Source organism: Streptomyces sp. NPDC044064, assembly GCF_056434245.1.
The window spans coordinates 84,811-105,960 of sequence record NZ_JBWKFN010000024.1; the positions used below are offsets into that span (position 1 = coordinate 84,811).

A 21,150-nucleotide genomic window follows, 5' to 3' on the forward strand; every position below is an offset into this window, starting at 1 on the left:
CGTTACTCTGGGTTGTCCGCGAGTGATCTCGCCGCCCGAACGCAGTGGGCGAGCACCTGGCGCGCCCAGGCGGGGGAAGCGCCCGCGAGACCGCACGCCGGGGTGACCGTGACCGCCTCCGCGAGCAACCCCGGATGCAGCCCCAGCCTGCGCCACAACGTCCTGACACCCATGACGCTACCGGCAGGGTCTGACAATGGGCCGTCCGTGCCCGGGACGACACCGGCGAACAATCGCGTACCGCCTTCCACGGCCTCGCCGATGGCGTCGTCGTCACGTTCGGTGAGGAGCGAGAAGTCGAAGGAGAGCGCGTCGGCTCCGGCCCGGCGCAGCAGGGCGAACGGGACGTCGGGCGCGCAGGAGTGGACGACGACGGGTCCGCCCTCGTGCACCCCGATGACGTCCCGCAGGGTGGCCTCCACGACCTGCCGGTCCACGGCCCGGTGCGTGCGGTAGCCGCTGGCGGTGCGGACCTGTCCGCGCAGCACTGCGGTGAGGGACGGCTCGTCGAGCTGGAGGACCAGCCGGGCACCGGGGACACGGCGCCGCATCTCGCCGAGGTGCAGCCGCAGGCCCTCCGCCAGCGAGCCGGCGAGGTCGCGGCAGGCGCCGGGGTCGGACAGGGCGGACTCGCCGTTCCTCAGCTCCAGGGCGGCGGCCAGCGTCCACGGTCCGACCGCCTGGACCTTGAGGTCGCCCTCGTAGCCCTGGGTGAACTCCTCCAGGGCGTCGAGGTCCTCCCCCAGCCAGGACCGGGCCCGCTTGGTGTCGCGGCCCGGCCGGTCGCCGATCCGCCAGCCGCTGGGCTCCACGCGCGCGTACAGCTCGACCAGCATGCCCGCGGTCCGTCCGATCATGTCGGCGCCGGGGCCTCGGGCGGGCAGCTCGGCCAGGAACGGAAAGTCCTCGAAGCTGCCGGTGACGGTCTTGGCGGCCTCCCGCGCGTCCCCTCCGGGCATGGACCCGATGCCGGTGGCTCCGGCGAACCTGAACTCCCTGTTTTCGCTCACCCAGGCAGGGTACGTAACGCCGGCCGGTGCCCTCACAACCAGTAGGCGCCGTACCGGCGCAGGAGGGCGCACAGGCCCTCCGGATCGGCCACCACGAGGTTGTTGCGGAAGCGGCCGCGCTCCCAGGAGAGGTCGGTGCCGCCGTGCACGCTGCCGGCGCCGGTGAACTCGCAGTCGGCGTCCAGCAGCGCCACCGTCAGGCTGCCCGGGCACCGGCAGATGCCACCGGTGAACTCGCCGACGGTGGTCAGCGCGCGCAGCTGTGCGAGGCCGGACGGGGCGAACAGCTCGCCGAGGACCTCCCGGTCGGCGAGCCTGCCGCGCCCCTGGCCGCCCGCGAGGATCAGCGCGGCCTCGGTCCGGGACCAGGTCTCCTCCAGCCAGGCCAGGACCTCGTCGGCGCTCGCCCCGCGCCTGCCGTCCGGTACCGCCGCCCCGCTCCCGCCGTCCCCTGTCACCGCCCCGGTCGCACCGTCAGGTCGTTGACCTCCGCGTCCCTCGGCAGGTCCAGGGCCATCAGGATCGTCGTCGCGACCGACTCCGGGTCGATCCACCGGGCGGGGTCGTAGTCCTCGCCCTCCTGCTGGTGGACCTTGGCCTGCATGGGGCTGGCCGTGCGGCCGGGGTAGACGGAGGTGACGCGGACGCCGTTGCCGTGCTCCTCGTGGCGCAGGGAGTCGGCCAGGGCCTTCAGGCCGTGCTTGGAGGCGGCGTACGCGGACCAGCCGGCGTGGGCGTTGAGGCCGGCACCGGAGTTGACGAAGATCACATGGCCGCGTGCGGCGCGGAGCTGGGGCAGGAAGTGCCGGGTCAGCTCGGCCGGGGCGAGCAGGTTGACGTTGAGCTGGTGGCGCCAGGTCTTGGGGGTCAGCTCGCCGACCTCGCCGAGGTCCACGACCCCGGCGATGTGCAGCAGCGAGTCGACCCGGTCCGGGAGCGACTGGTGGGAGAACGCCCAGGAGAGCTTGTCGGGGTCGGCCAGGTCGCCCACCAGGGTGCGCGCCCCGGGGTACTCGGCGGCCAGCTCCTTCGCGCGGCCGGCGTCGCGCGCGTGCAGGACGATTTCGTCCCCGCGCGCGTGCAGACGGCGGGCGACGGCCGCGCCGATGCCGGAACCGGCCCCGGTGATCACATGTGTAGCCATGCCCGCCATGCTCGCATCATCAGGAGCGCGGACCCGCGGCGGCAGCCGCTGACGACGCAGCTTCCAGGTAGGCCAGTGCGGCGGCCGGCTCCTCGGCGAAGAAAACCAGATCGGACAGCGGGCGGGGCAGGAAACCCTCGTCCTCCATGCGGCGGAACTGCAGCTGGAGGCCGTCGTAGAAGCCGTCCGTGTTCAGCAGCACCACCGGCTTCTCGGTGCGGCCGTGCTTCTTCAGCTCCAGGATCTCGGTGGCCTCGTCGAGCGTTCCGGTGCCGCCCACCATGATCACCACGGCGTCGGCCTTGTCCAGGAGCAACTTCTTGCGTTCGGCGAGGTCGGCGGCGATGACCATCTCGTCCGCGCCGGGCCGCGCCTTCGCCGCGAGGAACTCCACGGACACACCCAGGAGCCTGCCGCCCGCGTCCTGCACCCCGTCGGCGAAAACCTTCATCAGACCGACGTCGGAGCCGCCCCAGACCAGGGTGTGCCCGCCCTTGCCGATCAGCTCCGCGAAGTCGCGCGCGGGGCCCGTGTAGCGCTCGTCGAGGTCGGCGGCGGAGAGGAAGACGCAGATGTTCATGTCCCCCACCGTACGCGGGAAGAAGTACGGGCCCGCGCGCGCTGTTCGGACATGACCACAGGACACACGATCACCATCGAACGGGGCGGGCAGCACGTGCGCGTGGTGCACGGCGACAAGGTGCTCGCGGAGACCGACCGTCCCCTCGTACTGCGCGAGACGGGCTCGCCGGTGCGGTACTACATCCCCGCCGAGGACGTCCGTCTCGACCTGCTCACGCCCTCCGACACCCACACCGTCTGCCCCTTCAAGGGCACCGCGTCCTACTGGTCGCTGCCGGACGCGCCCGACCTGGTGTGGGCGTACCCGGACCCGAAGCCCGGCGTGGCGGAGATCAGGGACCACTACTGCTTCTACGAGGCCGACGTGTCGTGACCGCTGAGATCCGTGCCGTACGGCAGTCTGCACCGGCATGGACAAGATGACGACTTCCCGCGACGGCACCTCCCTCGCGTACGGAGTGATCGGCCAGGGGCCGACGGTGATCCTGGTGAGCGGCGCGATGTCCACAGGCGGCACCGTGACGCCCCTGGCACACCGTCTGGCGGACCGCTGCACGGCCGTCGTCTACGACCGCAGGGGTCGCGGCGAGAGCGGTGACACGGCGCCGTACGCGGTGCAGCGCGAGGTCGAGGACCTGGCCGCGCTGATCGAGGCGGTGGGCGGCGCGCAGGCGCTGTTCGGGGTCTCCTCGGGTGGTGCGCTGGTGCTGGAGGCGGCGGCGAGCGGCCTGCCGGTGCGTCAGGCCGCCGTGTACGAGGTGCCGTTCGCGGACTTCCTGGACGGCGGTGCCGAGCGGGAGGCCGCGTACAAGGAGAACCTGAACCAGGCGCTCGCCGAGGGCCGGCGCGGGGACGCGGTGGAGCTGTTCCTGCGGCTGACGGGCCTGGGCGAGGAGATGATCCGGGGGGCGCGTCAGTCGCCCATGTGGGCCGGCATGGAGGCCGTCGCACCGAGCCTGGCGTACGACGACGCGGTCATGGGCGACGGCCTGCTGCCGCGCGAGCGGCTGTCCGGGATCTCCGTGCCGGTCCTCGTGGCCGCGGGCGGGGCGAGCCCCGCGTGGATGCTCGACGCGAACCGCGCGCTCGCGCAGGCGCTGCCCCAGAGCACGTACCAGGTGCTGGAGGGGCAGACCCACATGGTGGAACCGGGGGTCCTCGGCCCGGTGCTGGCCGAGTTCCTCACCCGGTGAGCGGGCCGGTCAGACCGCCGCTGCCGCGGCCCGTACGGTCGACGCGATCGTCGCCGAGCCGACGACGCGCGTGCCGTCGTACAGGACGACCGCCTGGCCGGGGGCGACGCCCCGGACCGGCTCGGCGAAGCTGACGCGCAGCTCGCCGTCGACCAGTTCCGCGGTGACCTCGGTCTCGCCGCCGTGGGCACGGAGCTGGGCGGTGTAGGTGCCGGGGCCGGACGGGGCGCTGCCGCACCAGCGCGGCTTGATCGCCGTCAGCGCGGTGACGTCCAGAGCGCCGGCCGGGCCCACGGTCACGGTGTTGTTCACCGGGGAGATGTCGAGGACGTAGCGCGGCTTGCCGTCGGCGGCCGGGTTGCCGATGCGCAGCCCCTTGCGCTGGCCGATCGTGAAGCCGTACGCGCCCTCGTGCGTGCCGATCCTGGCGCCGGACTCGTCGACGATGTCGCCCTCGGCCTTGCCGAGCCGCTGGGCCAGGAAGCCCTGGGTGTCGCCGTCGGCGATGAAGCAGATGTCGTGCGAGTCGGGCTTCTTGGCGACCGCCAGGCCCCGGCGCTCGGCCTCCGCGCGGATCTCCTCCTTGGTGGTGACCGTGTCGCCGAGCGGGAACAGGGCGTGGGCGAGCTGCTTCTCGTCCAGGACGCCGAGGACGTACGACTGATCCTTGGCCATGTCGGAGGCGCGGTGCAGCTCGCGGGAGCCGTCCTCCTTGACGATGACCTGCGCGTAGTGGCCGGTGCAGACGGCGTCGAAGCCGAGGGCCAGCGCCTTGTCCAGCAGCGCGGCGAACTTGATCTTCTCGTTGCAGCGCAGGCAGGGGTTCGGGGTGCGGCCGGCCTCGTACTCGGCGATGAAGTCCTCGACGACGTCCTCGCGGAAGCGGTCGGCGAGGTCCCAGACGTAGAACGGGATGCCGATGACGTCGGCGGCGCGGCGGGCGTCGCGCGAGTCCTCGATGGTGCAGCAGCCCCGCGCGCCGGTGCGGAAGGACTGGGGGTTCGCGGAGAGCGCGAGATGGACGCCGGTGACGTCGTGGCCGGCTTCCGCGGCCCGCGCGGCGGCGACGGCGGAGTCGACCCCACCGGACATGGCGGCGAGGACGCGGAGGGGGCGGGGGCGCTGCGGGGTGTCAGTCATAGCCCTTCCAGAGTACGGGGCGCGGGAACCGCGGCCGCCGGATATCCGTTGACGATCACATGGGGGCGACGCCTGAGGAGACGACCGGGGTGCCGGCGAAGGACGGGGACCGGCGGCTGGGGCGGCGTGCCCTGCTCATCGGCGGGGCCGCGGCCGCCGTGGGCACGGCCGTGCTGGCCCGGGACGAGCTGTCCCGGCTGTGGTGGCGGCTGCCCGGGGTGGAGAAGCGGCGGGTGGCCGGGGCCGTCGACTTCCGGGGCGCGCACTGGGTGCCGGCCTCGGCGGCGAACTACCGGCGGGCGGACCGGCCGGACGACTACCGCATCGACCGGGTGGTCATCCATGTCACCCAGGGCGGGTACTCATCTGCGGTACAGGTCTTCCAGGACCCCGCGCACGGTGCGGCGGCGCACTACATCGTGCGCAAGGACGGCCGGATCACCCAGCTGATCCGGGAGCTGGACGTGGCCTTCCACGCGGGCAACCGGGAGTACAACGAGCGCAGCGTCGGCATCGAGCACGAGGGCTTCGTAGAGGACTCCTCCTCCTTCACGGACGCGATGTACGCGGCCTCGGCGCGGCTGACGGCGGCGATATGCGGGCGCTACGGCATACCCGTCGACCGGGGGCACGTCATCGGGCACGTGGAGGTGCCGGGGACGGACCACACGGACCCCGGGCGCCACTGGGACTGGGACCGCTACCTGGGGTTGGTTCGGCGGGCGCGGGCCTGAGGCGTCACGCCGGGCCCGCACCGGCTGCGCCGCCGCTACGTCAGCCCCGCCGCCCGGGCCCGCTCCACGGCCGGTCCGATCGCCTTGGCGAGGGCGTCGACGTCGGCGTCCGTGGAGGTGTGGCCGAGGGAGAAGCGCAGGGTGCCGCGGGCCAGGTCCGGGTCGGTGCCGGTGGCCAGCAGGACGTGGCTGGGCTGGGCGACGCCCGCGGTGCAGGCGGAGCCGGTGGAGCACTCGATGCCCTGGGCGTCCAGCAGGAGCAGCAGGGAGTCGCCCTCGCAGCCCGGGAAGGTGAAGTGGGCGTTGGCCGGGAGGCGGCCCCCAGGTGCCGGGTCGCCGCCGAGGATGGCGTCCGGCACCGCGGCGCGGACGGCGTCGATCAGCCGGTCCCGCAGGGCGCCGATCTCGCGGGCGAATCGCTCCTGTTGCCCGGCGGCGACGCGGGCGGCCACCGCGAACGAGGCGACGGCGGGGACGTCGAGGGTGCCGGAGCGGACGTGGCGTTCCTGGCCGCCGCCGTGCAGGACGGGTACGGGGGTGTACTCGCGGCCGAGAAGCAGCGCCCCGATGCCGTACGGGCCGCCGATCTTGTGGGCCGACACCGTCATCGCGGCGAGGCCGGAGGTGCCGAAGTCGACCGGGAGCTGACCGAAGGCCTGGACCGCGTCGGCGTGCAGGGGGATGCCGAACTCGCCCGCGACGTCGGCGAGTTCACGGATCGGCAGGACGGTGCCGATCTCATTGTTGGCCCACATCACGGTGGCCAGGGCGACGTCCTCGGGATTGCGGGCGATGGCCTCGCGCAGGACCTCGGGGTGGACGCGGCCGTAGGAGTCGACGGGGAGGTACTCGACGGTGGCGCCCTCGTGTTCGCCGAGCCAGTGCACGGCGTCGAGTACGGCGTGGTGCTCGACGGGGCTGGCCAGGACGCGGGTGCGGGCCGGGTCGGCGTCGCGGCGGGACCAGTACAGGCCCTTCACCGCGAGGTTGTCGGCCTCGGTGCCGCCCGAGGTGAGGACCACCTCGCTGGGGCGGGCGCCCAGTGCTTCGGCAAGGGTTTCGCGGGACTCCTCGACCGTGCGGCGGGCCCGGCGGCCGGAGGCGTGCAGGGAGGACGCGTTGCCGGTGATGCTCAGCTGGGCGGTCAGGGCCTCTGCCGCCTCCGGGAGCATCGGGGTCGTGGCGGCGTGGTCGAGGTAAGCCATGGTGAGCCCGATTCTACGAGCCCTTGCGGCGGGTCTTGCCCGCGGAGTGCCGTGCGGCGCCTTGCGGGGGCGAGTGCGGCTTGCCTCGGCTGCGGGTTCGGCTCATGCCGGCTGCGGGTTCGGCTCATGCCGGCTGCGGGCGCGGCTTGCCCGGGCTGCGGGTGCTGCCTACGTCGGCTGCTGCGGGCGCGGCTCGTGCGGGCTGCACCTGGCGTGGGTGGTGGCGTGCCGGGCGCTGTCGGCCGTGCCCACCCGTTCCGCCCTGCCGAACGTCTGCCCACGGCGGTCGGCGACATGGCGGCCGGCGGTGCGGCGGACGGCGATGCGTCGCCTCGCGGCGGCCGGCGGTACGGCGGCCCAGGGCAGTCGGCGGTACGGCGGTTGCGTCGCCACGACGGTCGGCGATGCGTCGCCACAGAGTCGGCGGTACGTCACCCCGCAGCGGCCGGAAGTCCGGCGATTGGTGTTGCGTCGCCCCAGGGCAGTCGGCGGTACAGCGGACGGCGATGCGGCGATGCGGCGATGCGGCGTCACGAGGTCGGCGATACAGCGGCTCGCGGTGATTCGCCACGGCGGTCGACGGCGCGACAACCCGCAGCGCTGCCGTGCGGCAGTGCCCCGTCGTCCTCGGGGCCCTGGCTTCTTCAGGCGTTGCCGGTCGGGCTCAGAGGCTCCAGGACACCGTGTGGGACATCTCCATGGCGATCGCCAGGACTGCCAGGTCCGCGATGCCCAGGGTCAGGCCCAGGTAGGCGCGGCCGCGTCGGGTCGTGCCGCGCCAGAGGGCGACCGCGGCCAGGGCGATGGCGATCGGGCCGAGGAAGAGGTTGAGGACGAGCAGGCCGAGAAGGCCGAGGATGAAGGACGCCACGGCCATCCCGTCGGCGTCCCGCGCCTGCGGGCGGGTGTCGGTGCGGCCGGTGGCCGGTGCGGTGAGTTGCATGGTGCTCAGCTCCTGGAAATCGTTCCGGAAGGTCAGTTGACCGAGGTGCCGCGGCGGCGGCTGTGGCGCTCGCGGATCGCGAAGACGGCGAGCCAGGCGGCGATGAAAGCGGCCGCGGTGACGGTGACGGTCAGCGGTACGTGAGCGACGGTGCCCAGTACGACGCCGAGCAGCATGAGTGCGACGACGAGGAACAACATGGGATCAGATCCCCCCTCCGAGATGCCTTGGGTCTGGCCTCTGTGAAATTTCGGTGAACAGTTGTAGTAACACTTGTTCACTGACTTTGAGTCTAGCGCCTCCGACGGCTTTAAAATTCCAGAGAACAGTTGTTAACTGGATGACATGAGTCACACCCTCGGCATCCGGCAGGCCCAGAAGCAGAAGACCCGGCAGGCTTTCCTGGACGCGGCGCTCGCGCTGCTGGAGGAGCAGAGCCTGAGCAGCCTCGGTCTGCGCGAGGTCACCCGCGCCGTCGGTGTCGCCCCGACCGCCTTCTACCGGCACTTCCGCTCCACCGCCGACCTCGGCGTCGCCCTGGTCGACGAGGCCCTGGGCAGCCTGCACCCGATGGTGCGGACGACGGTGTCCACGGCGGGCGACAGCGAGGAGCGCATCACACGCGCGATCGAGTTGATCGCGCACCACGTGGACGCCCATCCCGCCCACGTCCGTTTCATCGCCCGCGAGCGGCACGGCGGGGTGCAGCCCGTGCGCGAGGCCATCCAGTCCCAACTGGCCCGGTTCGCGGAAGAGGTGAAGGCCGAGCTGGCCAAGGACCCGCAGGCCGAAGGCTGGAGCGACGACGACGTGCTGATGCTCGCGCATCTCTACGTCGACCAGATGCTCATCACCGCGTCGCTCTTCCTGGAGACCCTGGAGGGATCCACGGGCGAGCGGGAGCGCGTCGCCCAGCTCGCCATCCGGCAGATGCGGCTCATCAGCATCGGCCGCCGGCACTGGCTGGACTGACCGGCCACCGGCCGCGGCACACGCGCAGGGGGCGGTGCGCTCGTCCCGCCGAGCACACCCCCCCCTGCCGCCGGTCGGCCTTACTGCCGCACGACCCCGCCGATCAGCCCTGCTGAGCCTGTCCCCCGGCCTGTGCCCCGCCCTGCCCTCCGGCCTGACCACCGCCGGGACCGCCGCAGCCGCCGCCCCGGCCGCCCCCGGGAGCGCCCTGGCCACCGCCGGGGGCGCCGCTCGGCATGCCCGAGGGCGCACCGCTCGGCGGGGCCGACGGCGACCCGGTCGGCCTGGCCGTGGAGGCACCCGAAGGTGCGCCGGACGGTGCCCCGCTCGGCCGGCGGCCCGTGCCGCCGGTCGGCATGCCGGACGGCGCCTGGCAGGACTGCGCGCCGGAGTCGCCGCTGGTCGACGAGGAGTCGCCCGAGCCGCACGCGGTGAGCAGCAGCGGGGACAGCGCCAGCAGGGCTGCGGCGGGGACGAGGCGTGCACGCTTCATGGGAGTCAGCTCCGCGGAAGATGAGGAAATCCTGAGGCGGGCACTCAACCAACGGCGGTTAGGGCGTTCTTGGGCCCGCCCTGTCCGCCACCTGTCAATCGGGTAAAGCGCACCTCAAGTACCGCCACTCACCTGGGATTTCACTCCTCGCCCCGGTCTGCCCCCTGGTACAAGGCCGTGACAGAGCGGACCGCCCGCAGCAGCTCCGCGCGCGCCTCGGGCGGGTCGAGTATCTCCACCTGGTCGGAGAACGCGAGCAGTTGGCGCACGGCGCGCAGCACCGGGTACGACAGCAGCGCAGTGACCCAGTCGCTCTCCCCGTCGTCGTCGGGGAGTCCGGTCAGCTGCCCGGCGGCCATGCGCTGGAACATGTCGAGCCGCTCGCGCCGGACCCGTACCGTGACGTCGATCCCGTCCTCCGGGCGCTGCTCCACCTGGCGGCGCAGCGCCTCCCAGACATCGGCGAGTTCGACACCGGGCCGGCGCCGCACCGGATCGTCCAGCAGGCGTGCCGAGCGCACCCGGTCGGCGCGGAACAGCCGGGGCGCGCCGCGCCGGTCGGCGACCAGGTACCAGACCCCGGCCTTGGCGACCAGGCCGTACGGGTCCACGGTGTACGTCCGCGGCTCCCGCTCCCCGCTGTGCCGGTAGCGCAGCCTGAGCCGCCGGTCGCAGAACACCGCGTCCTGGAGCACCTCCAGGTCGACGGCCTGCTGCGGGCCGCTGCGCCAGCGGGTGGCGTCGACCAGGATGCGCCGGCTGGTGACCTCGGCGGCGGGCCGGTGCGGGGCGGGCAGAGCGGCCATCACCTTGCGCAGGGCCGAGCCGAGCGCCGCGTCGAGGCCGAGTGCGGCGTGGGCGCCCTGGGCGGCGAGGATGAACAGGGCGCGGGACTCGTCCGCGGTGAGGCCGGTGACGTCCGTGCGGAAACCGGCGAGGAGTTCGATGCCGCCGTGCCGGCCGCGCTCGGCGTACACGGGGACGCCGGAGGCCGACAGGGCCTCGACGTCCCGGTAGATGGTGCGGACCGACACCTCCAGCCGGTCGGCGAGTTCGGGCGCGGGGACGCGGCCCCGGGTCTGCAGGAGCAGCAGGATCGACAGCAGCCGGTCGGACTTCACGCCGACAGGATCCCGCCGGGCGGGCGGCCGGAGCAATTCACGGCGGCGGTGCCGGATCGTCCGGGGAGCCCTTTCGTCGGCACCGGCCGAGGCTTCGGGCGGCCGGCGGCCGGCGGCCGGCCGGCGGCAGCCGCGGGACCCGACAAAATCCCGACACGGATAAAACCTGACGGAAGCTGTCAGGTTATCGAGGGAACCTCACTGCACCGACCTACGGAGAGGCATCCCATGAACACCATCGACCCGCGCCCCGTCTACACCCGCGCCACCGAGCAGGCGGCCGCGCTCATCAAGACGGTGCGCCCCGAACAGCTCGACGGCCCCACGCCCTGTACCGAGTTCGACGTACGGACCCTGCTGAGCCACATCGTCGGCGGCACCCGGCGGATCGCCGTGGTCGGCGAGGGCGGCGACGGGCTCGCGATGCACCCGTTCGCCGAGGGCGTCGCGGACGACGGCTGGGCGGCCGCCTACGACGAGGTGCGCGTGCGTGTCCTGAAGGCCTGGGAGGCGGACGAGCGGATGACGAGCCCGGTGCGTGTGCCCTGGGGCGAGGTCCCCGGCCACGCGGCGCTCTCCGGCTACGTCATGGAGATCGTGACCCACACCTGGGACCTCTCCGAGGCCCTCGGCCACCCCGGGGAACTCGACCCGGAGCTGGCCGAGTTCGCGTTGGCCACCGCCCGCCAGGTACTGCCCGACTCCCGTCCCCGCGACGAGAACACCCCCTTCGACGCCCGCCACCAGGCAGCCGAGGGAGCGGGCCGCTACGAGCAGCTGGCGGCCTGGATGGGCCGCCGGCCCCTCGACCGGGCCTGACCGGCCCGCCCCGGTCAGGTGAGGCGGGCCCGGGCGAGCTGGCGGGACTGGGCGACCAGGCGGTCCTCGCTGTCCCAGACCTCCGCGTCCTCCTCCAGGAAGCCGCCGGCCAGGTTGCGCGTGGTGATCGACACACGCAGCGGGCCGGGGGCCGGGCGGTGGCGGACGTGGACGGTGAGTTCGACGGTGGGCACCCAGCCCTTGATGCCGATCTCGAAGGCGGTGGGCGGAAGGGCGTCCACCGCGAGGAGCAGCGAGAGCGGGTCGGCGTCACGGCCGTCGGCGAGGCCGAACCAGGCTCGCATCTCACCCTTGCCGGAGGGCGCGCCCAGTGCCCAGCCGAGGGTGGCGGGGTCCAGCTTGAGCATCAGCCGGTCGGCGATGGCCGAGCTGCCCGGGACCGGAGCCGGGGAGTCGTCCGGGCCGAAGCACTGCTCCATGGGCGGCATCGCGGGCGGGGTCGCCGTCGTACGGACGTCGTCCGGGAGGGTGGTGAGGTCGCCGTAGGAGGCGAGGACGCGGATGCGCTCGACCTCGTTGCCGTGGTCGTCGTACTGGAAGAGCGAGGCCTGGCCGGTGGAGAGGGTGCGGCCGGTGCGGACGGCCTCGGTGCGGATGACCGCCGGGCCCGGCTGGGACGCGGTCAGGTAGTGCGCCGAGATGGTGAAGGGGTCCGGGTGCGGGAGGGCGTCCGCGAGGGCCCGGCCGAGCACGGCCAGCAGATAGCCGCCGTTGACGGCGTTGATGATGGTCCAGCCGGCGGAGAGGTCGATGTCGTAGACCCCGGGCTCGCGCCGGGTGACCGCGGTGTCGCGGTCGAACTCGCTGTCGCCGATCACGGCCCGCGACGATGGGGGTCCCCCGACTCGAGCGAAGCCGAGAGTGGGGGAGGGTGCGGAAGCTGCTTCTGGCATGACTGAACCGTACAACAGGAAATTACTAAGCGGTAGCTTTGTATATTGCGGGCGGATGACGGGATCCCGCCGGGCGGCTGGCAGGATGGGGCGAGGCCCCCCTGCCGGGTGAGGTTCCGGCAATTTCTAGGTAAGTGCCCCGACACGTCCACAACCCCGGGCCCCCGATTCCCCTCTATGGGGACATGAGCCTCACCGGGACTCCGTTCCTCTACACGACCATCGTGCTCTCCGTGGTCGCCGTCATATTGCCGCTCGTCCTGTGGTCGAGGATGCGGGGGCCGAGGGCCCTGCGCGCCGCCGCCCGGGTGCTGATGCTGCTGTTCGCCCAGGGCACGGCCGTCACGCTGGTGTTCGTACTGGTCAACAACCAGAACAACCTGTACGACAACTGGGCCGACCTGCTCGGCACCGGCAATCACGTCCAGCAGGCCGCCGACCTCGGCCGGGACGGTACCGGCGGCATAGCGCTGAAACGGTTGCCCAAGGTCAGGCAGAACTTCACCCAGGCCGACGGCCCGGGCATGCGCGCGGCCGGCGGGGTGCGCGTCACCCAGCTCAAGGGCCGGGTCTCCGGCGTGAACGCCGAGGTCTACGTCTGGCTGCCGCCCCAGTACAACGAGCCGGCCTACCGCAACAAGAAGTTCCCGGTAGTGGAGCTGCTGCCGGGCTACCCCGGCTCGGCGAAGGCCTGGTTCGGGTCGATGAAGACGCACGAGCAGCTGCTGCCGCTGATGAGGAGCGGCCAGGTGGCGCCCTTCATCCTGGTCGCCCCGCGCACCAACCTGCTGGCCGGTGTGGACACGGGCTGCGCCAACATCCCCGGCCAGGTCAACGCCGACACCTGGCTCAGCATCGACGTGCCGAAGATGGTCACGGACAACTTCAGGGCCCAGCCGGCCCCGCAGGGCTGGGCGGTGGGCGGGTACTCGGCGGGCGCGCACTGCGCGGTCAAGCTGGCCGTGGCCCACCCCGACCGGTACCGGGCCGCGGTGAGCATGTCGGGCTACAACGACCCGATAGGCGAGCGCAACTCCCTCGCCGCCCAGAACCCCACACTGCGCGCCGAGAACAATCCCTACCTGCTTCTCAAGAAGGCGGCCGCACCGCCCCGGATCGCGCTGTACTTCTCCGGCGAGTCCGGCGACGGCTACCAGGCGGGCGTGGCGCTGGAGTCCGCCGCCAAGGCGCCGACGACCGTGCACGTGGTGTTCCTGCCGCGCAGCGCGGGCGGGCACACCATGGCGCTGTGGCGGCCGCAGGTCACCACGGTGTTCCGCTGGCTGACCCTGGAGATGGGCCAGAACCGCGCCAGGGGCGCGGACCGGTCCCTCACCGGGACCGGCCGGTCCGCCGGGTCTACTCCTCCGACACCGTCGAGCGACGGTTCCACGCGCGCGGCGCTCGCCAGTGGTACCTCATCGCCAGCAGGCGCAGCACGAAAGCGGTGACCACCGCGAGCCCGCTGGTGAACGAGGTCAGGACGTCGTAGTGGATGCACAGCACCACCATGGTGGAGCCGACGATCGCCGGGACCGCGTACAGGTCGCGGTCCCAGCGCAGCAGCGAGGGAACCTCGTTGGCGAGCACGTCCCTGAGCACGCCACCGCCGACCGCGGTGGCGAGGCCCAGGGTGGCGGACGCGGTCAGGTTGAGGCCGTAGGAGTACGCCTTCGACGTACCGGAGACCGAGAACAGGCCGAGGCCGGCCGCGTCGAAGACGAGCACCGCCGACTGGATGCGCTCCACGTGCGGATGCAGGAAGAAGACCACGAGCGCGGCGAAGAGCGGGGTGAAGAAGTACCCGAGGTCCGTGAAGGCGGCCGGGGGCACGGCCCCGATGATCACGTCGCGGAACAGCCCTCCGCCCAGCGCGGTGACCTCGGCGAGCACGGCGATGCCGAACACGTCGAAGTTCTTCCGGACGGCCAGCAGGGCGCCGGAGATCGCGAACACGAAGATGCCGATGACATCGAGCGTGTGCTGGACGGAGGGACTGAAGAGTTGCTGCAGCTGCACCCTGACATTCTTACCTGTCAGAGGGTGTGAACCTTACAAAGCCAGGCCTAGAGGGTCGGCTTACCTGTCGTGAACAGCCAGGTGCCGAAGAGATCGTCCAGCTGCTGCCCACTGATCCGCTCGGCGAGGCGGACGAAGTCGGCCGTGTCCGCGTTGCCGTACCGGTGGAGCCGGGTCCAGGCGGGCAGCAGCCGGAAGAACGCCTTGTCGCCGATCCGCTCACGCAGCGCCTGCAGGGTCATCGCGCCGCGCTGGTAGACGGCGGAGGCGAACATCGTGTCGCGCTGCGGGTCGGCCACCTTGATCTGCCAGAAGGCAGCGTCGGCGGGACGGGCGTTGTACGCGGCGAGGAAGGAGTCGTGGGCCGAGCGGGTGCCCTGGTGCTCCGCCCACAGCCACTGGGCGTAGGTGGCGAAGCCCTCGTTGAGCCAGATGTCCTTCCACCGGTCCACGCTCACCGAGTCGCCGAACCACTGGTGGGCCAGCTCGTGCACGATGGTCGTCTCGTTGCGCACGGCCGAGTAGGCGGGCTTGCTCTGCACCTCCAGCGAGAACCCCGCCTCGGGCATGTCGTCGACGATCGCGCCGGTCTCCTCGAAGGGGTACGGCCCGAAGACCTGCGACCAGTAGTCGGTGGCGGCGGCCGTGACGGCGTACACGTCGACGTTGTTGCTGTTCTTCAGGACGGGGTCGATGGCGACGTAGATCGGGGTGCCGCCCGGGGTGCGGCCGGTCTGCACGTCGAACTTCCCGATGGTGGCGGTGGCGAGGTAGGTGGCCATGGGCCGGCTCTCGCGCCAGTGCGTGTACGTCGAGTCGCCCCGGTCGTACGTCGACACGAGCCGCCCGTTGGAGACGCCGGTCAGGCCCTTGGGCGACTTGATCCGGATGTCGTAGGTGGCCTTGTCGGCGGGGTGGTCGCTGGACGGGAACCAGGTGGAGGCGGCGTTGGGCTCACAGGCGACGAAGACGCCGTCGGCGGTCTTCATCCAGCCGTACTTCGAGCCGAAGACGATGGGGCCGCCGAGCGGCTCGGGTATGCCGCCGTACGTGACGGACACGGTGAACTCGCGTCCCTCGGCGAGGGCTCTGCGCGGGGTGACGGTGACCTCGTCGCCGTCGCGCGTGAACTGCGCGCGTCTGCCGTCGACCTCGACCTTCGTGATCTCCAGCTGCTGCAGGTCGAGGTCGAAGGAGGAGAGGTTCTGGGTGGCGCGCGCGGTGAGGGTCGTACGGCCGTCCAGACGGCCGGTGCCCGGGTCGTAGGCGATGTCCAGGTCGTAGTGGCGGGCGTCGAAGCCGCCGTTGCCGAGCTGTGGGAAGTAGGGGTCGCCGATGCCGGGTGCGCCCGCGGTGGGGGCGGGAGCGGCGGCGATGACCAGGAAGGAGGCCGCCGCGGTGGCGAGGGTCCCTAAGCGTGCCGAACGGGAGAGTGCCATGGTCGTCCCTTTCGAGCGTGTGCCTGTCGGTGGACGGACACGGACGACTCTGCACTCTCCCGTTCATGCATGTACATGACTTTGCCCAGTTGTCATGTGCTACTTGTCGGTTGACTCCTGGGACTTGGGAGCCGCGGCCTCGGACTCGGCAGCGGACTCCGACTCCTCCGACTCCTCCGACTCCGACTCCTCCGACGCGGACTCCTCAGCGGCCTCGGACTGCTCGGCCTCGGCCGGCGCCTCCTCGGTCTCTTCGGTCTCGGCCGCCGCGACCTCGGCGGCAACCGCCGCCGACGTCTCCGCCGACTCCTCCAGGACCGCGTCACCGACCAGCTCGGAGGCCTCCTTCGCCGCCGTGAGCAGCACCGTGTCCTGCGGGGCCTGGTCGGCGAAGTTCTCCGGGTGGTGGCAGGCGACCCGCTGACCGGGCTTCAGCTCCAGCAGCTGCGGCTCGGTCGTCTTGCAGATCTGCGTCGCCTTCCAGCACCGGGTGTGGAAACGGCAGCCGGAGGGCGGCGCGATCGGCGACGGGACGTCACCGCGCAGCAGGATGCGCTCGCTCTTGGTGCCCCGCCGCTTCGGGTCGGGAATCGGCACGGCCGACATCAGCGCCTTGGTGTACGGGTGCATCGGCGCCTCGTACAGCGAGGCGCGGTCCGCCAGCTCGACGATCTTGCCGAGGTACATCACCGCGATCCGGTCCGAGACGTGCCGGACGACGGACAGGTCGTGCGCGATGATCACGTACGTCAGGCCCAGCTCCTCCTGGAGGTCGTCCATGAGGTTGACGACCTGGGCCTGGATCGACACGTCCAGCGCGGACACCGGCTCGTCGGCGACGACCAGCTTCGGCTTCAGCGCGAGCGCGCGGGCGATGCCGATGCGCTGGCGCTGACCGCCGGAGAACTCGTGCGGATAGCGGTTGTAGTGCTCGGGGTTGAGGCCGACCAGCTCCAGGAGCCGCTGGACCTCCTTCTTCACCCCGCCCTCGGGCTCGACGCCCTGGAGCCGGAAGGGCGCCGAGACGATCGAACCGATGGTGTGCCGGGGGTTCAGGGAGCCGTACGGGTCCTGGAAGATCATCTGGACGTCGCGGCGCATCGGGCGCATCTTCCCGGTGCTCAGCCGCGTGATGTCCCGGCCCTCGAACTCGATCGTGCCGCTGGTCGGGTCCTGGAGCCGGGTGATGACCCGGCCCATGGTCGACTTGCCGCAGCCCGACTCGCCGACGACGCCCAGGGTCTCGCCCTTGCGCACCTCGAAGTCGATGCCGTCGACGGCCTTCACGGCGCCGACCTGGCGCTGCAGGAGGCCCTTCTTGATCGGGAAGTGCTTCGTCAGGCCCTGGACCCTGAGCAGCACCTCACGCTCGGCGGAACCGCCCTCGGGAGCCGACGCCTGCTGCGGGATCGCGGCCTTTCCGGCGGCGTCCTCGACGTTGTCTGTCTTGTTCGTCTCACTCACAGCTTCGGCGCAATCTCTTCGGTCCAGATCCGCGTGCGGTCCTCGGCCGAGAGGTGACAGGCGGACCAGTGACCGCCCTCCACCAGCTGCAGCTCGGGGCGCACCGTGCGGGTGACGTTCCCCTTGGGGAGGTCCGCGTACGGGCAGCGCGGGTGGAAGGCACAACCCGAGGGGACGTTGATGAGGCTCGGCGGCTGGCCCTTGACCGGGGTGAGCCGTTCGGCCGTCTCACGGTCGATGCGCGGCATCGAGCCGAGCAGGCCCCAGGTGTACGGGTGCTGCGGCTGGTCGAAGATCTCCCCGACCGGTCCGCGCTCCACGCACCGGCCGCCGTACATCACCAGGACGTCGTCGGCGATCTCGGCGACCACGCCGAGGTCGTGCGTGATCATGATGACCGCGGAGCCGAACTCCTTCTGCAGGTCCCGGATCAGGTCGAGGATCTGCGCCTGGACGGTGACGTCGAGGGCGGTGGTCGGCTCGTCCGCGATGAGCAGTTCGGGGTTGTTGACCAGCGCCATCGCGATCATGGCGCGCTGGCGCATACCGCCGGAGAACTCGTGCGGGTAGCCGTCGATGCGCTTGGCGGGCTCAGGGATGCCGACCCGGTCGAGCATCTCGATGGCGCGCGTGCGGGCCACCTTCTTGCTGACCTTGTTGTGGACCCGGTAGGCCTCGACGATCTGCGTCCCGACCTTGTAGTACGGGTGCATCGCGGACAGCGGGTCCTGGAAGATCATCGCCATCTTGCGGCCGCGCAGCCGGCGCACCTCGTCCGGGTCGGCGCCGATCAGCTCCTGGCCGTCCAGCCACACCTCGCCGGAGACCTTGGCGTTCGCCGCGCGGTGCAGCCCCATGAGACCGAGGGACGTCACGGACTTGCCGGAGCCCGACTCACCCACGATGCCCAGGGTCTGGCCCCGCCGCACGTCGAAGCTGACGCCGTCCACCGACTTGACCAGGCCGTCGTCGGTGTTGAAGTGGATGCGCAGATCGCGAACGGAGAGGAACGCGTCGTCGGCATCGGAAGGGGCGGCGACGTCCGTGGCCGGTTCGCCCAGTGCCGCCTTTTCGAGCTTGCTCACGAGTACCTCACGCGGGGGTCGATGGCTGCGTACACCAGGTCGACGACCAGATTGGAGAAGACGATGAAGAAGGCGGCGACCAGGGTCACGGCCATCACGATGGGCAGGTCGTTGTCCTTGATGGCCTGGATCGAGTACGCGCCGATGCCCTGCAGGGAGAAGACCGTCTCGGTGAGCACCGCGGTGCCGATGAGGGTGCCGAAGTCGATGCCGAAGATGGTGACGATCGGGGTGAGGCTCGCGCGCAGGCCGTGCTTGGTGACGACCGTGCTCTCCCGCAGACCCTTGGCCCGGGCCGTCCGGATGTAGTCCTCGCTCATCGTCTCGAGCATGCCCGCCCGGGTGAGCCGGGCGTAGGTGGCGGAGAAGAGGAACGCGAGGCTGACCCAGGGCAGGAACAAGTGCCAGGCCCACTCACCCGGGTTCTGGGTGAAGGGCACGTAGTCGGTGCTGTCCCAGATGGGCCACTGGTAGATGAACAGGACGTTGATGACCTGTCCGGTGAAGAAGATCGGGAGCGAGACGCCGGCGAGCGCGATGAACATCGAGATGCGGTCGACGGGCTTGCCCTTGCGCAGTGCGGAGATGACACCGGTGGTGACACCGAAGATCAGCCAGATCACGGCCGCGCCGACGGCCAGCGAGAAGGAGACCGGGATGCGCTGCGTGAGCTGCGGCCACACCTCGACGTGACTCTTGAAGGAGTACCCGAAGCAGGGGGCGCTGCAGTGCGTGGCGTCGGGACCGAACTTGTAGTCCGCGCCTACGAACAGGCCCTTGATGTAGTCCCAGTACTGCATGTAGATGGGCTGGTCGAAGCCCAGGTTCCTCTTGATCGCGGCGATGGACTCGGGGTTGGCGTCCTTGCCGACGTACTGGGTGGCCAGCTGGGTGGCCGTCTGGCCGCCCAGGCGGGGGACCAGGAAGAAGATTGCGAAGGTGACTGCGCTGACCACCAGCAGCAGCACCAAAGCGCCGAAGACGCGTCGGATGATGTACGCAGCCACAGCTGTCCGGCTCCGGGGGGCCGGGACGGAGTGTGTCCGTCCCGGCCGCCCGGTGCCTTCACCTGCCTTTCAGGGGTATCCGGCCTGCTGTTACTTGGAGGAGCCCAGCAGCGTGTAGTCGTACATGCCGAGGTACGCCTGCGTGACCGTGACGTTGGTCGCGGACGTAGGCCTGATCAGCAGGTTCTTGCGGTAGATCAGCGGGACGACCGAGGCGTTGTCCAGGACCATCTTGTCGATGTCGCCCCAGGCCTTGGTGCGGGCCGCGGAGTCGGTGTTGGAGATGGCGTCGGACAGAGCCTTGTTGATCTTCGGGTCGTTCAGCTCCATCAGGTTGTTGCCGCCCGAGGGCTTGATGGCCGAACCGTCGATGATCTGGTCCAGGAAGCCGTAGCCGGTCGGCCAGTCGGCGCCCCACGCCATCATCATCATGCCGAGCTTGTGCGAGTGGACGTAGCTCGGGACACCGGCGAAGTTGGAGAAGTACTTGCCGGAGGGGAACTGCTTGATGTCGACCTTGATGCCGACGCTCTTGAGCGAGTTCTGGATGGCCGTGGCGGCCGCGACCTCGGCGGGGCGGTCGGCGCGGGCCGTCAGCACGGTGGAGAAGCCGCTCGGCTTGCCGCACTGCTTCAGCTCGTCCTTGGCCTTGGCCGCGTCACCCTTGTGGCCCGGCGTGGCGTAGGAGTCGAACTTGGTGTAGCCGTTGACCGACGGCGGCAGCAGCGTGGTGGCCACGTCGCCCTTGGGCGAACCGCCCATGGCGTCGATGACCGACTGCTTGTCGAGGGCCCACTGGACGGCCTTGCGGCAGTGGACGTTGTCGAACGGGGCGACGTGCTGGTTCAGGGCCATGTAGCCCGTGGCACCCGCGTACGAGTTGTCCGTCTGCTTGGCGTACTTGCCGCTCAGGACCTTCGGCTGGGTCTGCGGCTGCACACCGGCGCCGGTGATGTCCGCCGTGATCTTGTCGGCGAGCAGGTCGTTGTCGACCGTGACCGGGTTGACCTTGAACTTGACGTTGATCTTGTCCGGCAGCGCCTTGCGGATCGGGTCCGTCTTCGGGTCCCAGTTCGGGTTGCGGACGAGGGAGGCGCTGGCGCCCTCCTCGTACGAGGCGAACTTGTAGGGGCCGGAGGACACGATGTGCTGGACGTACTTCGCGCCGTCGTCCTTCGCCTGCGGCACGGGGGCCGTCTGGGAGAAGGTCGCCAGGTAGTCGAAGTCGGCGAAGGGCTTGGCCAGGTGGAAGACGATCGTCTGGTCGTCCGGGGTCCCGATCGAGTCGATCCCCTTCTTGTCCTTGTAGGGGCCCTTGTACTTGTCGCCGCCCTTCAGGTACGCCTTGAAGTACGTGGGGCCGTTGGACAGGGCCTCGGGCGCGAAGTTGGAGCGCTCGACCGCGTACTTGACGTCCTTGGACGTGATCGGCGTGCCGTCGTCGAACTTCAGGCCCGAACGCAGGTGGTACGTCCACGTCTTGGCGTCGGCGCTGGACTTGCCGAGGGAGTCGGCGAGGTCGGGGACGACGGTCAGGCCGTCCTTGCCGGCAGCCGGCTTGAAGGTGACGAGCGTACGGGCGTACAGACGCGAGAAGTTCTGCACGAAGCCGTAGTACGTGTTGCCCGGGTCCAGGGAGTCCGGAACGTCGGAGTCCTCAAGGTTGACCGTCCCCCCCTTCTTGCTCGACGCGTTGACGATGGAGTTCAGCGCCGCGTCCTTCGAGCCGGCGCCACCACCGCTGTTGTCGTTGCTGTCTTTACCGCCGCCGCACGCGGCAGCGCCGAGCGAGACCGCCAGGACCGTCGCCACGGCGGCGGTAACCCTTCTCGTCTTCACGTGAGGAATGCCCCCTCGATCGTTGGA

24 protein-coding genes are annotated in these 21,150 nt (G+C 71.0%); 6 read left to right on the top strand and 18 right to left on the bottom strand.

Features of this window, described 5'->3' with window-relative positions:
- Positions 1-2: 2 nt before the first annotated feature.
- The 4 genes from AC07DS_RS32630 to AC07DS_RS32645 are packed head-to-tail and all read right to left on the bottom strand — an operon-like array spanning position 3 to position 2,734.
- Positions 3-1,010: a methionine synthase gene (locus AC07DS_RS32630; protein WP_479151158.1), complete on the bottom strand. Its 1,008-nt coding sequence runs from the start codon at positions 1,008-1,010 to the stop codon at positions 3-5.
- A gap of 32 nt (positions 1,011-1,042) precedes the next feature.
- Positions 1,043-1,468: a hypothetical protein gene (locus AC07DS_RS32635; protein ID WP_479151160.1), complete on the bottom strand. Its 426-nt coding sequence runs from the start codon at positions 1,466-1,468 to the stop codon at positions 1,043-1,045.
- A complete protein-coding gene (locus AC07DS_RS32640) occupies positions 1,465-2,163 on the bottom strand; it encodes an SDR family oxidoreductase (protein WP_479151161.1) in 699 nt (232 codons plus the stop codon). The genes AC07DS_RS32635 and AC07DS_RS32640 overlap by 4 nt, the downstream gene beginning before the upstream one ends.
- Positions 2,164-2,173: 10 nt before the next feature.
- Positions 2,174-2,734 (bottom strand): LOG family protein, encoded by a 561-nt coding sequence (locus AC07DS_RS32645; RefSeq protein WP_479151165.1) that lies wholly within the window; start codon positions 2,732-2,734, stop codon positions 2,174-2,176.
- A 51-nt stretch (positions 2,735-2,785) separates the two neighbouring features.
- Between AC07DS_RS32645 and AC07DS_RS32650 the strand changes: the two genes are divergently transcribed.
- Both AC07DS_RS32650 and AC07DS_RS32655 read left to right on the top strand, forming a co-directional pair.
- Positions 2,786-3,109: a DUF427 domain-containing protein gene (locus AC07DS_RS32650; protein ID WP_479151166.1), complete on the top strand. Its 324-nt coding sequence runs from the start codon at positions 2,786-2,788 to the stop codon at positions 3,107-3,109.
- 37 nt (positions 3,110-3,146) lie between these two features.
- Positions 3,147-3,929, top strand: coding sequence for an alpha/beta fold hydrolase (locus AC07DS_RS32655; RefSeq protein ID WP_479151169.1), 783 nt, complete (start codon positions 3,147-3,149; stop codon positions 3,927-3,929).
- 9 nt (positions 3,930-3,938) lie between these two features.
- Here AC07DS_RS32655 and mnmA read toward each other — a convergent pair whose 3' ends face one another.
- Positions 3,939-5,069 carry a tRNA 2-thiouridine(34) synthase MnmA gene (gene mnmA, locus AC07DS_RS32660; protein WP_479151171.1) on the bottom strand — a complete coding sequence of 377 codons (1,131 nt, stop codon included), beginning with the start codon at positions 5,067-5,069 and terminating at the stop codon, positions 3,939-3,941.
- A 59-nt stretch (positions 5,070-5,128) separates the two neighbouring features.
- On the opposite strand from mnmA, the gene AC07DS_RS32665 reads away from it, so the two are divergent.
- Positions 5,129-5,803 carry an N-acetylmuramoyl-L-alanine amidase gene (locus AC07DS_RS32665; protein WP_479151173.1) on the top strand — a complete coding sequence of 225 codons (675 nt, stop codon included), beginning with the start codon at positions 5,129-5,131 and terminating at the stop codon, positions 5,801-5,803.
- Between the two features lie 35 nt (positions 5,804-5,838).
- Here the strand turns inward: AC07DS_RS32665 and AC07DS_RS32670 are convergent, their stop codons facing one another.
- The 4 genes from AC07DS_RS32670 to AC07DS_RS32685 form a co-directional block, all read right to left on the bottom strand.
- Positions 5,839-7,008, bottom strand: a complete 1,170-nt coding sequence (locus tag AC07DS_RS32670; RefSeq protein ID WP_479151175.1) for a cysteine desulfurase family protein — start codon at positions 7,006-7,008, stop codon at positions 5,839-5,841.
- 168 nt (positions 7,009-7,176) lie between these two features.
- Positions 7,177-7,401, bottom strand: a complete 225-nt coding sequence (locus AC07DS_RS32675) for a hypothetical protein (protein ID WP_479151177.1) — start codon at positions 7,399-7,401, stop codon at positions 7,177-7,179.
- Positions 7,402-7,672: 271 nt separating this feature from the next.
- Entirely contained in the window at positions 7,673-7,951 is a 279-nt protein-coding gene (locus tag AC07DS_RS32680; RefSeq protein ID WP_145883546.1) for a DUF4190 domain-containing protein, read from the bottom strand.
- 32 nt (positions 7,952-7,983) lie between these two features.
- Positions 7,984-8,151, bottom strand: a complete 168-nt coding sequence (locus tag AC07DS_RS32685) for a hypothetical protein (protein WP_386576612.1) — start codon at positions 8,149-8,151, stop codon at positions 7,984-7,986.
- A 145-nt stretch (positions 8,152-8,296) separates the two neighbouring features.
- Here AC07DS_RS32685 and AC07DS_RS32690 point away from each other — a divergent pair, with 145 nt between their 5' ends.
- Positions 8,297-8,923, top strand: coding sequence for a TetR family transcriptional regulator (locus AC07DS_RS32690; protein WP_479151180.1), 627 nt, complete (start codon positions 8,297-8,299; stop codon positions 8,921-8,923).
- A 103-nt stretch (positions 8,924-9,026) separates the two neighbouring features.
- Here AC07DS_RS32690 and AC07DS_RS32695 read toward each other — a convergent pair whose 3' ends face one another.
- Both AC07DS_RS32695 and AC07DS_RS32700 read right to left on the bottom strand, forming a co-directional pair.
- Positions 9,027-9,416: a hypothetical protein gene (locus AC07DS_RS32695; RefSeq protein ID WP_479151182.1), complete on the bottom strand. Its 390-nt coding sequence runs from the start codon at positions 9,414-9,416 to the stop codon at positions 9,027-9,029.
- Positions 9,417-9,556: 140 nt separating this feature from the next.
- Entirely contained in the window at positions 9,557-10,537 is a 981-nt protein-coding gene (locus AC07DS_RS32700) for a helix-turn-helix transcriptional regulator (RefSeq protein WP_479151184.1), read from the bottom strand.
- 228 nt (positions 10,538-10,765) lie between these two features.
- Here AC07DS_RS32700 and AC07DS_RS32705 point away from each other — a divergent pair, with 228 nt between their 5' ends.
- A complete protein-coding gene (locus AC07DS_RS32705; protein WP_479151186.1) occupies positions 10,766-11,356 on the top strand; it encodes a TIGR03086 family metal-binding protein in 591 nt (196 codons plus the stop codon).
- Between the two features lie 14 nt (positions 11,357-11,370).
- On the opposite strand, the gene AC07DS_RS32710 is transcribed toward AC07DS_RS32705, so the two are convergent.
- Positions 11,371-12,270 carry a thioesterase family protein gene (locus AC07DS_RS32710; protein WP_479151187.1) on the bottom strand — a complete coding sequence of 300 codons (900 nt, stop codon included), beginning with the start codon at positions 12,268-12,270 and terminating at the stop codon, positions 11,371-11,373.
- Between the two features lie 185 nt (positions 12,271-12,455).
- Between AC07DS_RS32710 and AC07DS_RS32715 the strand changes: the two genes are divergently transcribed.
- Positions 12,456-13,721: an alpha/beta hydrolase gene (locus tag AC07DS_RS32715; RefSeq protein WP_479151189.1), complete on the top strand. Its 1,266-nt coding sequence runs from the start codon at positions 12,456-12,458 to the stop codon at positions 13,719-13,721.
- Here AC07DS_RS32715 and AC07DS_RS32720 read toward each other — a convergent pair.
- The 6 genes from AC07DS_RS32720 to AC07DS_RS32745 form a co-directional block, all read right to left on the bottom strand.
- Positions 13,630-14,289, bottom strand: coding sequence for a trimeric intracellular cation channel family protein (locus AC07DS_RS32720; protein ID WP_479151191.1), 660 nt, complete (start codon positions 14,287-14,289; stop codon positions 13,630-13,632). The two genes, AC07DS_RS32715 and AC07DS_RS32720, sit on opposite strands and share 92 nt — an antisense overlap.
- Positions 14,290-14,336: 47 nt before the next feature.
- Positions 14,337-15,728, bottom strand: coding sequence for a M1 family metallopeptidase (locus AC07DS_RS32725; protein ID WP_479151194.1), 1,392 nt, complete (start codon positions 15,726-15,728; stop codon positions 14,337-14,339).
- Between the two features lie 99 nt (positions 15,729-15,827).
- Positions 15,828-17,192: an ABC transporter ATP-binding protein gene (locus AC07DS_RS32730; protein WP_479151196.1), complete on the bottom strand. Its 1,365-nt coding sequence runs from the start codon at positions 17,190-17,192 to the stop codon at positions 15,828-15,830.
- Positions 17,189-18,277 carry an ABC transporter ATP-binding protein gene (locus tag AC07DS_RS32735; protein WP_479151198.1) on the bottom strand — a complete coding sequence of 363 codons (1,089 nt, stop codon included), beginning with the start codon at positions 18,275-18,277 and terminating at the stop codon, positions 17,189-17,191. Before AC07DS_RS32735 ends, AC07DS_RS32730 begins: the two co-directional genes overlap by 4 nt.
- A complete protein-coding gene (locus tag AC07DS_RS32740; RefSeq protein WP_479151200.1) occupies positions 18,274-19,284 on the bottom strand; it encodes an ABC transporter permease in 1,011 nt (336 codons plus the stop codon). The genes AC07DS_RS32735 and AC07DS_RS32740 overlap by 4 nt, the downstream gene beginning before the upstream one ends.
- A 90-nt stretch (positions 19,285-19,374) precedes the next feature.
- Positions 19,375-21,123, bottom strand: a complete 1,749-nt coding sequence (locus AC07DS_RS32745; RefSeq protein WP_479151202.1) for an ABC transporter substrate-binding protein — start codon at positions 21,121-21,123, stop codon at positions 19,375-19,377.
- Positions 21,124-21,150: the final 27 nt, after the last annotated feature.

Coding starts and splice junctions, on each gene's coding strand:
- mnmA (WP_479151171.1), bottom strand. CDS start 5,069: ATGACTGACACCCCGCAGCGCCCCCGCCCCCTCCGCGTCCTCGCCGCC.
- AC07DS_RS32690 (WP_479151180.1), top strand. CDS start 8,297: ATGAGTCACACCCTCGGCATCCGGCAGGCCCAGAAGCAGAAGACCCGG.
- AC07DS_RS32655 (WP_479151169.1), top strand. CDS start 3,147: ATGGACAAGATGACGACTTCCCGCGACGGCACCTCCCTCGCGTACGGA.
- AC07DS_RS32725 (WP_479151194.1), bottom strand. CDS start 15,728: ATGGCACTCTCCCGTTCGGCACGCTTAGGGACCCTCGCCACCGCGGCG.
- AC07DS_RS32710 (WP_479151187.1), bottom strand. CDS start 12,270: ATGCCAGAAGCAGCTTCCGCACCCTCCCCCACTCTCGGCTTCGCTCGA.
- AC07DS_RS32640 (WP_479151161.1), bottom strand. CDS start 2,163: ATGGCGGGCATGGCTACACATGTGATCACCGGGGCCGGTTCCGGCATC.
- AC07DS_RS32715 (WP_479151189.1), top strand. CDS start 12,456: ATGAGCCTCACCGGGACTCCGTTCCTCTACACGACCATCGTGCTCTCC.
- AC07DS_RS32665 (WP_479151173.1), top strand. CDS start 5,129: ATGGGGGCGACGCCTGAGGAGACGACCGGGGTGCCGGCGAAGGACGGG.
- AC07DS_RS32705 (WP_479151186.1), top strand. CDS start 10,766: ATGAACACCATCGACCCGCGCCCCGTCTACACCCGCGCCACCGAGCAG.
- AC07DS_RS32670 (WP_479151175.1), bottom strand. CDS start 7,008: ATGGCTTACCTCGACCACGCCGCCACGACCCCGATGCTCCCGGAGGCG.
- AC07DS_RS32650 (WP_479151166.1), top strand. CDS start 2,786: ATGACCACAGGACACACGATCACCATCGAACGGGGCGGGCAGCACGTG.
- AC07DS_RS32695 (WP_479151182.1), bottom strand. CDS start 9,416: ATGAAGCGTGCACGCCTCGTCCCCGCCGCAGCCCTGCTGGCGCTGTCC.
- AC07DS_RS32685 (WP_386576612.1), bottom strand. CDS start 8,151: ATGTTGTTCCTCGTCGTCGCACTCATGCTGCTCGGCGTCGTACTGGGC.
- AC07DS_RS32645 (WP_479151165.1), bottom strand. CDS start 2,734: ATGAACATCTGCGTCTTCCTCTCCGCCGCCGACCTCGACGAGCGCTAC.
- AC07DS_RS32680 (WP_145883546.1), bottom strand. CDS start 7,951: ATGCAACTCACCGCACCGGCCACCGGCCGCACCGACACCCGCCCGCAG.